Annotated in this window: 11 protein-coding genes; 7 read left to right on the forward strand and 4 right to left on the reverse strand. The window is 67.8% G+C overall.

Annotation, left to right across the window (positions count from 1 at the left end; genetic code table 11):
* The first annotated feature begins 115 nt into the window (after positions 1–115).
* Both CDO44_RS18995 and CDO44_RS19000 read left to right on the forward strand, forming a co-directional pair.
* A complete protein-coding gene (locus CDO44_RS18995) occupies positions 116–661 on the forward strand; it encodes a winged helix DNA-binding protein (RefSeq protein WP_087781856.1) in 546 nt (181 codons plus the stop codon).
* Entirely contained in the window at positions 658–4,329 is a 3,672-nt protein-coding gene (locus tag CDO44_RS19000; RefSeq protein ID WP_087781857.1) for a hydantoinase B/oxoprolinase family protein, read from the forward strand. The genes CDO44_RS18995 and CDO44_RS19000 overlap by 4 nt, the downstream gene beginning before the upstream one ends.
* A 48-nt stretch (positions 4,330–4,377) precedes the next feature.
* Here CDO44_RS19000 and CDO44_RS28145 read toward each other — a convergent pair whose 3' ends face one another.
* Together CDO44_RS28145 and CDO44_RS27660 are read right to left on the reverse strand one after the other, a co-directional pair.
* Positions 4,378–4,563, reverse strand: a complete 186-nt coding sequence (locus CDO44_RS28145; protein ID WP_087781858.1) for a hypothetical protein — start codon at positions 4,561–4,563, stop codon at positions 4,378–4,380.
* A 336-nt stretch (positions 4,564–4,899) separates the two neighbouring features.
* Entirely contained in the window at positions 4,900–5,073 is a 174-nt protein-coding gene (locus tag CDO44_RS27660) for a hypothetical protein (RefSeq protein WP_158213338.1), read from the reverse strand.
* Between the two features lie 192 nt (positions 5,074–5,265).
* On the opposite strand from CDO44_RS27660, the gene CDO44_RS19010 reads away from it, so the two are divergent.
* On the forward strand, positions 5,266–7,215 hold the full coding sequence (locus CDO44_RS19010) for a metallophosphoesterase (protein WP_233146269.1): 1,950 nt from the start codon (positions 5,266–5,268) through the stop codon (positions 7,213–7,215).
* Between the two features lie 71 nt (positions 7,216–7,286).
* Here the strand turns inward: CDO44_RS19010 and CDO44_RS19015 are convergent, their stop codons facing one another.
* Positions 7,287–8,234, reverse strand: coding sequence for a DMT family transporter (locus tag CDO44_RS19015; protein ID WP_087781860.1), 948 nt, complete (start codon positions 8,232–8,234; stop codon positions 7,287–7,289).
* Positions 8,235–8,320: 86 nt separating this feature from the next.
* Here CDO44_RS19015 and CDO44_RS19020 point away from each other — a divergent pair, with 86 nt between their 5' ends.
* The 3 genes from CDO44_RS19020 (at position 8,321) to CDO44_RS19030 (ending at position 12,517) form a co-directional block, all read left to right on the forward strand.
* Positions 8,321–8,929, forward strand: coding sequence for a TetR/AcrR family transcriptional regulator (locus CDO44_RS19020; protein ID WP_087781861.1), 609 nt, complete (start codon positions 8,321–8,323; stop codon positions 8,927–8,929).
* Between the two features lie 106 nt (positions 8,930–9,035).
* The gene (locus CDO44_RS19025) at positions 9,036–10,751 is read left to right on the forward strand and encodes an ABC transporter ATP-binding protein (RefSeq protein WP_087781996.1); all 1,716 of its coding nucleotides are present in this window, start codon (positions 9,036–9,038) and stop codon (positions 10,749–10,751) included.
* Positions 10,748–12,517, forward strand: a complete 1,770-nt coding sequence (locus CDO44_RS19030; protein ID WP_087781862.1) for an ABC transporter ATP-binding protein — start codon at positions 10,748–10,750, stop codon at positions 12,515–12,517. The genes CDO44_RS19025 and CDO44_RS19030 overlap by 4 nt, the downstream gene beginning before the upstream one ends.
* 34 nt (positions 12,518–12,551) lie before the next feature.
* Here CDO44_RS19030 and CDO44_RS19035 read toward each other — a convergent pair whose 3' ends face one another.
* Positions 12,552–13,256 carry a helix-turn-helix transcriptional regulator gene (locus CDO44_RS19035; RefSeq protein WP_087781863.1) on the reverse strand — a complete coding sequence of 235 codons (705 nt, stop codon included), beginning with the start codon at positions 13,254–13,256 and terminating at the stop codon, positions 12,552–12,554.
* A gap of 104 nt (positions 13,257–13,360) precedes the next feature.
* Here CDO44_RS19035 and CDO44_RS19040 point away from each other — a divergent pair, with 104 nt between their 5' ends.
* Entirely contained in the window at positions 13,361–14,749 is a 1,389-nt protein-coding gene (locus CDO44_RS19040; protein ID WP_087781864.1) for an MFS transporter, read from the forward strand.
* Positions 14,750–14,852 lie beyond the last annotated feature (103 nt).

Here is a 14,852-nt window from a genome sequence, read left to right on the forward strand (position 1 = left end):
CCTGGTCACCGAGATTGCGCCGCCCAAGGAACGATTGTTCGCCGGAGAAGACGACGATGACGAGTGATCGACTCGGCGCCATGCATACGCTCCGCTTTCCGGGACGAGGCGCGGCATGAGCGAGCGCAAACGCGACGGCATCGTGGAGGGCGGCGGCGAGCGCCTGCGCATCCTGTCCTCCGCGCACCTGGCCACCGGTCCGCATGCCGAGCTGTCCGAGCTGGAGTTCGGCCTCATCATCGCCCACAACGCCTTCAGCCGCTGGGTGGTGCGCTGCATGGCGGCGGCGGGCGAGGCCGAACTCGCCATCACCGACGTACTGGTGTTGCATCACGTGCATCACCGCAAGCGCGGCAAGAAGCTCGCCGACATCTGCTTCACCCTCAATTACGAAGACACGCACGTCATCAATTATTCGCTCAAGAAACTGGCCGGCATGGGCCTGGTGCGCGGCGAGAAGATCGGCAAGGAGGTCTTCTACGCCACCACCGCCGAAGGCGCCGCCCTGATCGAGCGTTTCCGCGACGTACGCGGCCGCTGCCTGCTTCCCAGTATCGAAGGCGAACTGGCGGACGATGCCTCCCTGTCCGACGTGGCGCGCCGCCTGCGCATGCTCTCGGGCCTCTACGACCAAGCCGCGCGCGCGGCCTCATCGCTATGACCGCTTCCTCCCGTCCCTCCCTCCCCGACGATGCCCGCTGGGAATTCTGGATCGATCGCGGCGGCACTTTCACCGACGTGATCGGACGCCGCCCGGACGGCTCGCTGACCACGGCCAAGCTCCTGTCGGAGAATCCGGGCCGCTACGAGGACGCCGCCGTGGAAGGCATCCGCCGGCTGCTCGGACTCGCGCCCGGCGAACCGGTCCCCGCCGAACGCATCGAGGTGGTCCGCATGGGCACCACCGTCGCCACCAATGCGCTGCTCGAGCGCAAGGGCGAACGCGTGCTGCTGGCAGTCACCCGCGGTTTTCGCGACGCGCTGCGCATCGCCTACCAGAACCGGCCGCGCCTGTTCGATCGCGAGATCGTGCTGCCCGAGCAGCTCGCGAGCCGCGTGGTGGAAATCGACGAGCGGCTGGCGGCCGATGGCAGTGTCGCCGCACCGCTGGACGAGCGCCAAGCCCGCGCCGAATTGGCCGATGGGCGCGCCCAGGGCTACCACGCCGTCGCCATCGCGCTGATGCACGGCTATCGCAACCCCGCGCACGAACTGCGCCTGGCGGATATCGCACGCGAGCTCGGCTACACCCAGGTCTCGGTCTCGCATGCCGTCTCGCCGCTGATCCGCTTCATCGCCCGCGGCGACACGACCGTCGTCGACGCGTATCTATCGCCGGTACTGCGCCGCTACGTCGACCGTGTTTCCGCGGCGCTGCCCGGGGTGAGGCTGCAATTCATGCAATCGAGCGGCGGCCTGACCGACGCGCGCGCCTTCCAGGGCAAGGACTCGGTATTGTCCGGCCCGGCGGGCGGCATCGTCGGCATGGCCGGCGTGTCCGCCGCGGCGGGTTTCGACCGGGTGATCGGATTCGACATGGGCGGCACCTCGACCGACGTTTCCCACTATGCGGGCGAGTACGAGCGCACCTTCGACACGCTGGTGGCGGGGGTACGGCTGCGCGCGCCCATGATGAGCATCCATACCGTGGCGGCCGGAGGCGGCTCCATTCTGCGCTTCGACGGCACCCGGCTGCGGGTGGGTCCGGAATCGGCCGGCGCCGACCCCGGGCCGGCCTGCTACCGGCGCGGCGGGCCGCTGACCGTCACCGATGCCAACGTGATGCTGGGCCGTATCCAGCCGGCCCACTTCCCCGCCGTGTTCGGTCCCGACGGCAACCAGCCGCTCGACGCCGAGGTGGTGCGTGCGCGCTTTGCCGAGCTGGCCGAGGAAGTCTCCCGCGCCACCGGCCGTCCCACCACGCCCGAATCGCTGGCGCGGGGATTCCTCGAGATCGCGGTCACCAACATGGCCAACGCGATCAAGCTGATTTCCGTCCAGCGCGGCTACGACATCACCCGCTATACGCTCACCACCTTCGGCGGCGCGGGCGGGCAACACGCATGCGCCGTGGCCGACGCGCTCGCCATGCCGCGCGTGCTGATCCACCCGCTCGCCGGCGTGCTTTCCGCCTATGGCATGGGCCTGGCGGTCGCCACCGCGGTGCGCGAGCGCTCGGTCGAACGACGCTTCGATGCCGCGGGCCAGGCCGAAGTCCGCCGCGTGCTCGACGAACTGGGTGCGGCAGCGCGCGACGAGCTGCTGGCCCAGGGCTGCGGCAGGGCCGACGTGCGGATAGCCAAACGTGTGTACCTGCGCTATGAGGGCACCGACACCGCCCTGCCCGTCCCGCTGGGCGAAGCGGCCACGATGCAGGCGGATTTCGAGCGTACCTACCGGCAACGGTTCGCCTTCCTGATGCCGGACCGGGCGCTCGTGATCGATTCGGCCGTGGCCGAAGCCACGGCCGACACCGGCCCGCAGGGCTCTCGCGCCGCGAGCTTCGTCCGGTCCGCGCGCCAGGCCGGCACCCGGCTGGAGCCCGCGGGCCGCGTCGCCGTGCACGCCGACGAGCAGTGGCAGGACGCCCCGCTCTACGCCGCGGCGGACCTGCGGGCGGGCGATGCCGTCGAAGGCCCCGCCATCATTTCCGACGCCAACGCCACCACGGTGGTCGACCCCGGCTGGCGCGCCACGGCCTCGGCCGGCGGCGACATCGTGCTCGAACGCTCGCGCCCGCGCCCGCAACGCCGCGCCGTCGGCACCGAGGCCGACCCGGTCATGCTGGAGATCTTCAACAATCTGTTCATGTCCATTGCCGAGCAGATGGGCTGGCGCCTGCAGAACACCGCGCACTCGGTCAACATCAAGGAGCGGCTGGACTTCTCGTGCGCGATCTTCGACGCGCAAGGCGACCTGGTGGCCAACGCGCCCCATATCCCGGTGCACCTTGGATCCATGGGAGCCAGCATCCGCGCGGTCATCGACGCCAGCCGAGGCACGCTGCAACCAGGCGACGTATATGTGCTCAACGACCCGTATGCGGGCGGCACCCACCTGCCCGACGTCACGGTGATCACGCCCATCTTCGACGAGGCCGGCACCAAGGTGCTGTTCTACGTCGGCTCGCGCGGCCACCACGCCGACATCGGCGGCCTGACTCCGGGATCCATGCCGCCCGATTCGCGCACCATCGACGACGAAGGCGTGCTGATCACGAACTTCCTCCTGGTGCGCGACGGTCGAATGCGCGAGACGGAAATGCGCGAGCTCTTGGCCAATGCGCGCCATCCCGCCCGCAACATCGACCAGAACATCGCCGACCTGCGTGCCCAAGTGGCCGCCAACGAAAAAGGCCGCGAGGAGCTCATGGCGATGGTGCGCTACTTCGGCCTGGACGTGGTGCAAGCCTACATGGGGCACGTGCAGGACAACGCCGAAGAGTCGGTGCGGCGCGCCATCAGCCGGCTGCGCGACGGCCGGTTTGCCGTATCGCTCGACAACGGCGCACAGGTCCGCGTGGCCGTCACCGTGGACCACGCCGCACGCAGCGCCACGCTGGACTTCACCGGCACCTCGGCGCAGTTGCCCAACAACTTCAACGCCCCCCGCGCAGTGACGTCGGCCGCGGTGCTCTATGTCTTCCGCACCTTGCTCGACGAAGACATCCCCATGAACGCCGGAGGCTTGAAACCGCTCACCATCGTGGTACCGGAAGGCTCCATGCTCAATCCGCGCTATCCGGCGGCCGTCGTGGCCGGCAACGTCGAGACTTCCACCTGCGTCACGAACGCGCTCTACGGCGCGCTGGGCATCATGGCCAGCAGCCAGCCGACCATGAACAACCTGACCTTCGGCAACGCCCGCCATCAGTACTACGAGACCATTTCGGGCGGGTCGGGCGCGGGCGGCAGATTCGACGAGGGCGGCGCCCTGGTCGGCGGGTTCGACGGCACCTCGGTCGTGCAAACCCACATGACCAATTCCCGGCTGACCGACCCCGAAGTGCTGGAATTGCGTTTCCCGGTTCGGCTGGAACGCTACGAGATCCGCCACGGATCGGGAGGGACCGGACGCTGGCGTGGGGGCGACGGGGGGGTACGCACGCTACGGTTCCTGGAGCCCATGACGGTGTCGCTGCTGGCCAACGGCTGGCGCCATCCGGCGTTCGGACTGGCGGGCGGCCAGCCCGGCGCGCCGGGACTGGCGCGCGTGCTGCGGACCGACGGCCGTGTCGAATCGCTGGACCATGCTGACCGGGCCGAGCTGCAAGCGGGCGACAGGGTGGAAATCGAAACGCCGGGCGGCGGAGGCTACGGCACCGCGTGACGCTGCGTCCCCGGCGTCTCGCCGGGCCCTCTCAGGCAGCTGCCGTCGCTATTTGGACCGTTCCCGGTCGAGGTCCTGCACCTGGCGCCGAGGGTCCTCGTTCTTGAATCCGCCATAGCTGCTCTGGCCGGGATCGGCGCTGCGGCTGCGGATCTTGTCGCCGTGCTTCTTGGCATGCGCCCCGGTGTCGGGTTTCGCGAGCCGGTCTGTGCCGGGTTGCTTCGTATCGGTCATGATGCTCTCCCTGACGAACGAAGCGGCTACGCCGCAAGCACCGTTCCCAGGAAAGCGGGTTCTGCCCCTGCCATCGCCTCGAGGCAACATAGACGAATCCTAGGGGCGTATTTCATTTAATCAATTGGCCGCGCAGGAGAGTACCCACTATCATGGCAAGCATTTGCCATAACTACGACGTTGGATGGACCCCATGCTTCTGGGAGTATTGCTGGTCTGGGTGGCCTGTGCGCTGTTGGTCGTGTACACGGTAGAACGCAAGAGAAAAAAACAAGACGCCGCGTAACCCATCCCGCCGGGGCGGTAACCATTCCCGCATCCGCCCGCATCCTCTCGTTACAAGCAGCCGACGGCAAAGCTGGCGAGCAGCCGCGACTCCGGCACGCCTCCCGAATGGCAGGCGAGGCGAAGAATCGCCGCATTGAGAAAGCAGACGATCAAGAAGGCAACGAGTACACGCAAGAACCGTTTGAGCAACGGTCGTCCGGGCTCGGCGTAGGAGCTTTCCATAGCATTTTTGTTATTGATTCTAATTGCTAAATACGTTACAGCATCCTGCATTTATTCGCAATTATGGGGCTAACAACAATAGCCTAGGACCGGACCCCGAAAACCTCTTTCTCCAGCACGCTCCTTCAACCGCTGGCCGCAATGGCCGCGTCACAAAGTCTCCCTAAGCTGCGCCGCTTTCGGGAGAAAAGTATGTCAACGCGTTACATGAAGTCCGGGCGCGGTACTGTTGCCGCCGTGGCTCTTGCCGTCCTGTCCACGCTGGCCGCCTGCGGCGGCGGAGACGGCGACCCGGCCGTCGCCCCCGGCACGCCGGGTACTCCAGGCACGCCGGGCGAACCCAAGCCGTCCACCCTGCGCATCGGCATCCTGCCCGACACCCAGGGCGGCGACGCCGGCGTGGCCCTGTATCCCATGAAGGCCATCCTGGACCTGTACGAACAATCCGGCGTCAACGTCGTCCTGGCCGTGGGCGACCTGGTGGAGAACGGCACTCCCGCCGAATACGCGCAATGGCGAAGCATGGCAGAACGCTACAAGGGGAAGATGACCATCCTGCCCATCATGGGCAATCACGATCCCAAGGGCATCGACCAGGACTGGTACGACACCGTCGAGGACTTCATCCCCGCCGACGCCCAGCACATGCCCGGCTCGGCCAACAAAAACTATGCGCTGGTGCGCGAGAACGTGCTGTTCATCAACATCTCGTACGGCTGGATCGAACGCGCGTACGATTTCGTGGAAAGCATGGTGAAGGAACACGGCGGCAAGGTCGACCACATCATCCTGCAGACCCACAACTCGTTCGCCGGCAATCGCTACGGCCTGGTGCGCGAGAATATCGTCGACGGCAGCCTGGCCATCGTCAACGACGCCAAGTTCCGCGAAGCCTACGACAAATACCGCAAGCTGTTCGCCGAGCACGACGTGATCTACGTCTCGGGCCACGAACACCACTATGCGCGCAGCTTCATCCGCGACGACTCCGACCTGGGCTTCCAGCAGATCATCTCGGGCGACGCCGCCTACAAGGGCTATGAGACGCGTTTCGGAGAGCACGAGCGCATCCAGAGCGTGCTGATGCACAAGGTGCAACACGAAGATACCGGCTTTGTCGACGCCAACGCGTCCATCTTCACCGTCCAGGGCAAGATGCTGGACTATCGCTCCTACTTCGCGGCCCATTCAGTTACCGATAACGATCATGGCGCGAAGGAACTGGCTTCGCCCCAGTGGAAGCTGCTCGATCGCTTCGTCCGTTCGAAAGAGCGCTGCGAAAAGCTCGTGTTTCCCGCCAGCGTGCCCATGGACATCCAGCGCAACAGCATCTACGACCCCTCGTATCGCACCAGCTATTGCGTCTCCTCCAGCGGCGAGCGCGCCCGCCTGCTGGACGGCACCAACCGCGCATTCAACCGCTACGACACCCGCACCCGCGGCATGAGCGCCACGCCCGGCTATTCGTACGCCACCAGCAACATGGAAATGCTGTCGATGATGTACCGCTACATGTTTATCAGCGACGAGAGCTTCAGCCGCAACCTGAACAACAGCCAGCGCGCCCGGTTGGTGAACGAAGGCACGCCCGACGAGGAAGTCGAGGTGCGCGAGACGACCATAGACCTGAAGAAGCTGGTGGCGCTGAACTGGCAGAAGAGCGGCGGCGATACCGTCTCCGACGTGTTGTGGGTAAGCGGTATCGCGGGGCAGACCGGCACCTACATCGATCCTTGGGGCCGCGTGAAAGACATCACCGCGCAAACCGGCCTGCCCGGCAGCTATGGCGACGGATCCGAGAACGGCAAGCTGCCGGTGCAATTGCCCGCGCATGCGACCCGGCAGTGGGAACTGAGCGCCGACCAGAGCGGCGACACTTATGTGCTCGAATTCGCGCTGCCCGCCGGCCGCGATGCCGCCGCCACGGCATTGGCGCGTCGCGATGCGGAAGGCAAATGGGCCGCCCTGGCCCGGCCGGCGTGCGTCAGCAAGCTGCCCTACCAGGCGGCGTTCCTGACCGGCCTGCCCGGCGATATCGACGCTTCGTGCGCGGGCGCCGTGGTGGTCGGTTACGACGCGGCGAAGTCGGCCTACTGGGCACGGCTCAACGTGGAAGGCGCGTTCGCGCTGATAGCGAAGTAAGGCGGAAGGCGAAACTCCGCTACGGAAACGTGCCGCCAAGCGGCACATGCCACGGCGGGGTTTCGCTGCGTTCAGTCCTCCTCGAGCGGCGTAGCCGGGCCCGCCCTTCGGGGCCGGCGCGTCACCACCAGGATGCCGCCGGCCGCGATCAGTCCCGCCCCCACGTAGCTCCAAGCATCGAGCATCTCGCCCCAGAACACCCAGCCGAACAAGGTGGCCCAGATCAATCCCGAATAGTCGAACGGGGCCACGACGGCCGGGGGCGCAAGCCGGAAGGCATGCGTGATGAAGGTCAGGCCCAGCGTGCTGAAGGTCGCCAGTCCAACCATTCCGGCGAATTGACGCATGTCGATCGGCTGCCACACCCACGGCTGCAGCAGCGCGCTGGCCGCCACCTGGGCCACGACGATGTAGAAAGCGGTGGTGGCCAGGCCTTCGCGGGAACTGATGCGGCGCGCGCTCAGCATCATGACCGCATAGCCGACGGCCGCCAGCAGCGGCAGGACGGCGGCCGGATGGAACCCGCCCCACCCTGGCCGCACGACCACCAATACGCCGGCAAAGCCGGCCAATACCGCGCACCATGCCGAAGCGCCGACGCGCTCCTTGAGCACCACGACCGACAGCAGCGTCACGAAGAGGGGGGCCGAGAAGGCGATTGCCGTCGCCTCGGCCAGGGGAATGTGGGTCAGGCTCAGGTAAAAGCAGAATGCCGCCGCGACGTTGATGGCCCCGCGCGCCAAGTGGAGAAAGGGATGTGCGGTGAAGAGAGCCTGAACGCCGCTCGTGCGGATGGCGATCAAGGCCACGACCGGCGCGGCGATCAGTCCGCGCATGAAGACCAGCTGCAGGGGGGAGAAATGCTCGCCCAGCCACTTGGCGAAGCTGTCGCTGACGGTCAGGCAGAAGCAGCCGAAAAGAATGCAGCCTATGCCCCGCGCGATCGCGGGCTGTCTCGTATCGAATGCGGCGGCAGGCAATAGGGGCCCCGATATGGTCACGATTCCAGCCCCTATCATAGTGGGCGCGGCCGCCTCCCTCGGGATGGCCCTTGGTACACTCCCCGACTCAGCGAACCAGCGACGATCGACGCACCCGCCTCCCCATGACCTCCAGGATCCAAAGCCGCCCAAGAACGAAACCGGCCGAAGAGCGGCGCGACGACCTGATGAACGCCGCGCAGGAGCTGTTCCTGCGGCAAGGGGTCGCCTCGACCACGATCGAGCAGATCACCACCGCGGCCGAGGTCGCGAAAGGGACCTTCTACCTGCACTTCACGTCGAAGGAAGACGTACTGGCCGCGCTGCGCCAGCGATTCATCGAGGATTTCGTGGAGGGACTCAAGACTGCCACCGCGAAACGTCCCAAGAAAGACTGGAAAGGCAAGTTGTCGACCTGGGCGCAAGCCAGCATCACGGGCTATCTCGACGCGGTTCCCCTGCACGACGTCGTCTTCCACGAGTTCCACCCCCATGCGCGCGAACAGCACAACGACAACCTGGTCGCGGACCATCTGGCGGCGCTGCTCGCCGATGGCGCCGCCGACGGCGCCTGGTCGGTGGACCATCCGCGCCTGACCGCCGTGTTCCTTTTCGCGGGAATACACGGGATCGTCGACGACGCGCTGCTTGCTCCGCCGCCCATCGACCGGAAGCGGCTGATACGCAAGGCCCAGGAGATCTGTTTCAAGGCGGTAGGCCTGGCCGCCGATTGAACGCCGCCGCGGATACCATCCGCTGTTGAAAACGATTCGCAATATCACTTGACTTATGACTGGCAGTCAGTCATATTTTTTCGCACATCGCGAAAACGAGGTGATCATGGGCGGCAACCTACTCATGTTGGCGGGAACGGTCCGGACGGCCATCGCGGCCAGCGTACTGCTCGGCCTTGCCATTACCGCGGGATATGTCCTGCAGGGTCTTTTCCTGGCGTCGGCCCTTGCCGCGCTTTTCCGGGGCAGCTCCTTCGCGGGCGTGGCGCCATGGATCGCCGCCTTCGTTGCCGTCGTCGCGCTGCGTGCCGCCCTCGTCTGGGCCAGCGAGATGGCCGCGCAGGCCACGGCGCAAGCCACGAAGGAACGCCTGCGCGGGCGGCTCATCGCCAAGCTCGTCGAACTCGGCCCGGGTTATCTCCAGCGCCGCCAGACCGGCGAACTCCTGGCCACCGTCGTCGACGGCGTGGAAGCGCTGGAAGCCTACTTCAGCCGGTACCTGCCCGCGATCTTCATCGCCGCCATCGGCTGCCTGGGCGTCATCGCCTGCCTGGCCGTCGTCGACTGGCGCTCGGCGCTCATACTCGCCGGCTTCGTCGCGGCGCTGCCGCTCGCGGACCAGCTCTGGCTCCGCTGGCGCCGGCCGAAATCGTCCGGCGTCTTCGCCGCCATGGGAGCCTTCGCGGCGTATCTCCTGGATAGCCTCCAGGGCATCGTGACCTTGAAGGCGTTGGGCGCGGCGTCACGGCGGCGGACCGCGCTGGCGCACCACGCGGCCGAGCTGCGGCGCGAATCCATGGCCACACTGGCGGTCAACCTGATGCGATCGGGGTTCACCGGGCTGCTGACGCTCGGCGGCATCGCCACAGTACTCGTCTTCAATGCGCAACGGGTGGCAATGGGAGAACTCGCCCCCATCGCCCTCTTCATGACGCTTTTTCTCGCACGCGAGGCCTTCCGCCCGCTCGAGCGCCTGGAGAAGGAATTTCACACCGCCTGGTCGGGAAGCGGCGCGGTCGCGCCGATTGCCGAGCTGCTCGACGCGGCGCCCCTGGTCCGCGATCCCGCCTTGCCGGCCAGGCGGCCCGAGCGCTTCGACATTGCTTTCGAAAACGTCGGCTTTTCTTACGGACAGGGACGCGCCGCCCTCTCGTCCCTCGCGTTCTCGGTGGCGGAAAACGAATTCGTCGCGCTCGTCGGCTCCTCGGGCGCCGGCAAATCGACGATCGTCTCGCTGCTCCTGCGCTTCTTCGATCCCCAATCCGGCGCCATCGTCATAGGCGGCACGAACATCCGCGACCTGTCGCTCGGCGACCTGCATGCGCTCGTCAGCGTCGTCTCGCAGGACACCTACCTCTTCCACGGCACCATCGAGGAAAACCTCCGTATGGCCAGGCCGGATGCCAGCCGCGAGGAAATCCGGGCCGCGGCGAAGGCCGCGTATGCCGACGATTTCATCATGGACCTGCCGAGCGCCTACGAAACGCCGGTAGGCGAGCGGGGCGCCTACCTGTCCGGCGGGCAGCGGCAACGCATCGCCATCGCCCGGGCGCTGCTGAAGCAGGCGCCGATCCTCGTCCTCGACGAAGCAACCTCGAGCGTCGACCCCGCGAGCGAACGAGCCATCCAGGCGGCCCTCGACACGCTCGTCGGCCAGCGCACGACGCTGGTCATCGCCCACCGCCTTTCCACCATCCGCAAGGCCGACCGGATTCTCGTGCTCGACGACGGCCGCATCGCCGAGGAAGGCCGCCACGACGATCTGCTCCAGCGCGGCGGCCTCTACGCAAGACTCGCTCTCGCTCAAGGAGAAACCGCATGAACACGCTGTCGCTCGACCCGGGGCGCACCCCGGCCAAGGCCGCTCCCGACGGTCTCCGGGGCCTGATCCCGCTCGTTTCCCGGCGCAAGCTCGTCTTCGCGCTGACCGTCGTCTCGGGCATCCTCGCCCAGGCAGCGACGGCGACGAGCCTGGCGATAGGCGCCTGGCTCGTCGGCCGGGCCGTGACCGGGACGAGCCCCGCGGAACTCGTCTCCCACGCCTGGATGCTCGGCATCGCCGTCCTCATCGCCAGTCTCGCCCGATGGTGGCAGGCGCACGTGTCGCACGAGCTGGCCTTTGCGCTCATCGAGGTGCTGCAAGTGGGCATCTACGACGGCCTGGAGCGCGCCGCGCCCGGCGCCGTGCTCGGCCAGCGCACCGGCGAACTGGCCTCGGTCGCGACCGGCGACGCCGAGACCATGGAGTGGTTCTATGCGCACCTGCTCGGCGACTACGTCGGCGCCATCGTCGTGCCCCTCGCCACCCTGGTCGCGCTGGCGTTCATCCATCCGCTCGTTGCCCTCGCCTTGCTGCCCTTCCTTCCGCTCGTCGCCTCGGTGCCGTTCTGGCTCGCCCGACGCGCCGGCGAGCAAGGCCGCGCCCTCAATGCCGCGCTGGGCCGCCTCAACGCGGATGTGGTCGAAGGCATCCAGGGCCTGCGCGAACTGGCCATCTTCGGGCAAACCGGCGCCTACCTGCAGCGTATCGCCGACGGCACCCGCTCGGTGGCTGCGGAACAGTATCGCTACGGCGCGCGTTCCGGGCTCGAGCAGGCGGCCATCGACGCCTTGCTCGCGCTCGCCGTCCTGGCGTCGGCGGTCGTAGGCGTGCTGCTGTCCTCGTCCGGCCGGCTCGACATGGCCGCCCTGCCACTCATCCTGGTGCTGGCCGGCGCCACGCTGGCCCCCCTCACCGAGGTCACCCAGACCGCGCGCAAGCTGGGCGAACTGCGCGCCGGCGCGCGCCGGATCCTCGCCATCTTCCACCAGCGGCCGCAGGTCGCGGACCATGGGTCGAAACCCGCTCCCAAAGAGGCCTCGGTGCGATTCGACAGCGTCCGCTTCGGCTATGGCGGCGGCCGCGGGGCCGTGCTGGAGGGCGCGTCCTTCACCATTCATCCCGGCGAGACGGTCGCGTTGGTAGGGCGTTCGGGCGCAGGAAAAAGCACGTGCGCCAACCTCCTGCTCCGTTTCTGGGACGCCGATGCCGGCGCGGTGCGCATCAGCGGCGTCGACGTCCGCGATCTCCCGCTCGCCACGCTGCGCCAGCAGGTATCGGTCGTGCCGCAGGACGTCCATCTGTTCAACGAGACAATCGCCGACAACATCCGCCTGGGGCGCCCGGACGCCACGCAACGCGAGATCGAGGAGGCCGCCCGGCTCGCCCAGGCGCACGATTTCATCATGCGCTTGCCGCACGGCTATGACACGCCATGCGGAGAACGCGGGGCGCTCCTGTCCGGCGGGCAACGCCAGCGCATCGCCATCGCCCGGGCCCTGCTGCGCGGATCATCCGTCCTCATCATGGATGAAGCGGTGTCCAACCTGGATACGGAAAACGAACGAGCCCTCCAGGCCGCGATGGCGGAAATCCGCCGTCATCGCACGGTCCTGGTCATCGCGCACCGGCTTTCCACCATCCGCGGCGCCGACCGCGTCCTCGTGCTCGACGGCGGCCGCATCGCGGAACAGGGCACCCACGAAGAGCTGGCCGCTCGCGGCGGGGTTTATGCAAAGCTGATCGCCACGCCGGAAGCCATGCAATGAGCCCGCTCCACGCCGCACGTGCAGCCTGGCCGCCCTACTGGCCCGGCACGGCCGCATCGACGCCCAGCATCTCGCGCAGCGCGATCCGGCCCGGCGGCGTCAGCGTCAGCGCCCGCGATCCCGGCGTACGCCGCAGCCATCCCCGTTCGCAAAAGGCGGCCAGCATCCCGACGCCCAGCGGACCGGCCACGTGATGCGTGCGTTCCGTCCAGTCCAGGCACAGTCTCGCCAGCCCTCGCCGCGTAGGCCGCAACGCCCCCACGTCCAGCCCGATGCTGCCGAACCAGCGCATTCCCGCCGGCGTGACTTCACAGCGCTTCTCGGGCAGCGCGACCACATAGCCGCGCTGCTGCAATCCATGCATCACCGCCACGCCCAGCTGCCCAGCGAGATGGTCGTAGCAGCATCGCGCGAATTGCAGGGACCGCGCCTGGCGGCTCGGCGGCGGCAGGCGCGGAGGTCTCGCGGCGCTGATGGCGGCAAGCTGCTCCAGCGCCTGGGCGACCTCCGGACCGCTCAGGCGATAGTAGCGGTGGCGCCCCTCGGTCTCGACGGTCAACAGCTGTCCTTGCACGAGGCGAGTCAAATGGGCGCTGGCCGTCTGGGCCGTCACACCCGCCGCATGGGCGAGTTCTCCCGCCGGGCGGGCGCTGCCGTCGAGCAACGCCATCAGCATGGCGGTACGGGCCGGTTCGGCGATGAGGAAGGCGGTGGCGGCGATGTTGGCATGTGCGGGCATGGCGAAACTCCGGTCTTTCTTCCGATAGCGTAGCGCCATCCGGCGTTGCGACGTTTCGACGCGGAACGAAGCATCGAAGGCGGCGGACGGCGTACATTGGCCTCATGGACGACCGACATCCTTCTCCGCCACCGCCATCCCGCATCAAGGGCGACCAGGCGCCATCGCGTTCGAGGCGGACACTGTTCACACTATGCCTGGCGGTCCTGGTCGCGCAAATCGACACCTCGGTAGTCAACCTTGCCGTAAGGCCCATAGGCGTCCATTTCTCCGCCAGCGTCGCGCAATTGCAGTGGGTGGTGGACAGCTACAACCTGGTCTATGCTTCGCTGCTGCTGACGGGCGGACTGCTGGCGGACCTGTACGGACGGCGCCTGACCTTCATGCTGGGCACCGCGCTTTTCACCGCCGCGTCACTCCTTTGCGCCGCCGCGCCGACCGTGAACCTCCTGATCGCCGGCCGCGCGATGACCGGGCTCGGTTCGGCATTGATGCTGCCGGCGTCGTTGGCGATCATCCGGATAGCCTGGCCGGACCCGGCACGCCGTGGCCGCGCACTCGGCGTCTGGGCCGGATGCAACGGCGCGGCGCTCGCGATCGGCCCGACCCTGGGCGGCTTCCTGGTGGCCAGCCATGGCTGGCGTTCCGTGTTTCTCATCGTCGTGCCGCTGGGCGCCGCAGCCTTGGCGCTGGCAATGCCGACACTGGACGAATCGCGCGGCGAGCGCCGGCGATCGTTCGACGGGCCGGGCCACGCCTGCGGCATTCTCGCCCTGGGCGGCCTGGCGCTGGCCGCGATCGAAATGGAGCGCTCCTGGCTGGTCGCCGCCGCCTTGCTGGTCCTTGCCCTGCTGAGCCTGGCCGGTTTCGCATGCCTGGAGGCCAGGCAAGGCGCCCGCGCGCTGGTGCCCCTCGACATGTTCCGCCTCCGAGCGTTCCGCGCCGCGCTGGGTGCCACCGCGGGCATGACCTTCGGCATGTACGGCGCGTTGTTCCTGGTGCCTCTGACCTGGCAGGGAACCGGCCGTCTCTCTTCCGCAGAGGCCGGCGTCGCGCTGTTGCCGATGGCGCTGGCCTTCGTGCTCGTCTCGCCACGATCCGCCGCCTGGGCGCGACGGCACGGCGAACGCCTGCTCACCAGCGGCGGCGTGGCGACGATCGGCGCCGGCCTGTTGCTGCTCGCGATGACGGCAGGCGCCCGGAGCCTGGCCTGGCCCGAGCTGGGGCTCGTTCTCACCGGCATCGGCATGGGTTGCGCCACGGGTCCGCTGATGGGCATGGCCGTCTCGGCGGTCGCGGCAGAACGGGCGGGCACTGCCGGGTCGCTCGTGAACGTGGCGCGCATGGCTGGCGCCACGCTGGGCGTGGCGGTGCTGGGCACCTTGTACGGGATATCGGACGGCGGCTACGCGGGCCTGCGGGACGCCATGCTGGCGGGAGGCCTCGTTCCGCTGGCAGGAGCGCTGGCCGCCTGGATTGGGGGACGGCGCTGACGCAGCCGCTGCGCGAGTCGAGGCGGGCCGGCGCTGTCCCAGGACTTCGATCCCCTATATCATCGCCAAAGACGCCGGGCCGTCCGATCCTGCGGGCCACCCT

The organism is Pigmentiphaga sp. NML080357 (assembly GCF_002188465.1).
GTDB lineage: Bacteria > Pseudomonadota > Gammaproteobacteria > Burkholderiales > Burkholderiaceae_B > Pigmentiphaga.

Bases quoted from the DNA above. Each gene is read 5' to 3' on its own strand.
- CDO44_RS19035 (WP_087781863.1), bottom strand. From the start codon at position 13,256: ATGCCCGCACATGCCAACATCGCCGCCACCGCCTTCCTCATCGCCGAA.
- CDO44_RS19015 (WP_087781860.1), bottom strand. From the start codon at position 8,234: ATGATAGGGGCTGGAATCGTGACCATATCGGGGCCCCTATTGCCTGCC.
- CDO44_RS19025 (WP_087781996.1), top strand. From the start codon at position 9,036: ATGGGCGGCAACCTACTCATGTTGGCGGGAACGGTCCGGACGGCCATC.
- CDO44_RS19020 (WP_087781861.1), top strand. From the start codon at position 8,321: ATGACCTCCAGGATCCAAAGCCGCCCAAGAACGAAACCGGCCGAAGAG.
- CDO44_RS19030 (WP_087781862.1), top strand. From the start codon at position 10,748: ATGAACACGCTGTCGCTCGACCCGGGGCGCACCCCGGCCAAGGCCGCT.
- CDO44_RS19040 (WP_087781864.1), top strand. From the start codon at position 13,361: ATGGACGACCGACATCCTTCTCCGCCACCGCCATCCCGCATCAAGGGC.
- CDO44_RS28145 (WP_087781858.1), bottom strand. From the start codon at position 4,563: ATGACCGATACGAAGCAACCCGGCACAGACCGGCTCGCGAAACCCGAC.
- CDO44_RS19010 (WP_233146269.1), top strand. From the start codon at position 5,266: ATGTCAACGCGTTACATGAAGTCCGGGCGCGGTACTGTTGCCGCCGTG.
- CDO44_RS19000 (WP_087781857.1), top strand. From the start codon at position 658: ATGACCGCTTCCTCCCGTCCCTCCCTCCCCGACGATGCCCGCTGGGAA.
- CDO44_RS18995 (WP_087781856.1), top strand. From the start codon at position 116: ATGAGCGAGCGCAAACGCGACGGCATCGTGGAGGGCGGCGGCGAGCGC.
- CDO44_RS27660 (WP_158213338.1), bottom strand. From the start codon at position 5,073: ATGGAAAGCTCCTACGCCGAGCCCGGACGACCGTTGCTCAAACGGTTC.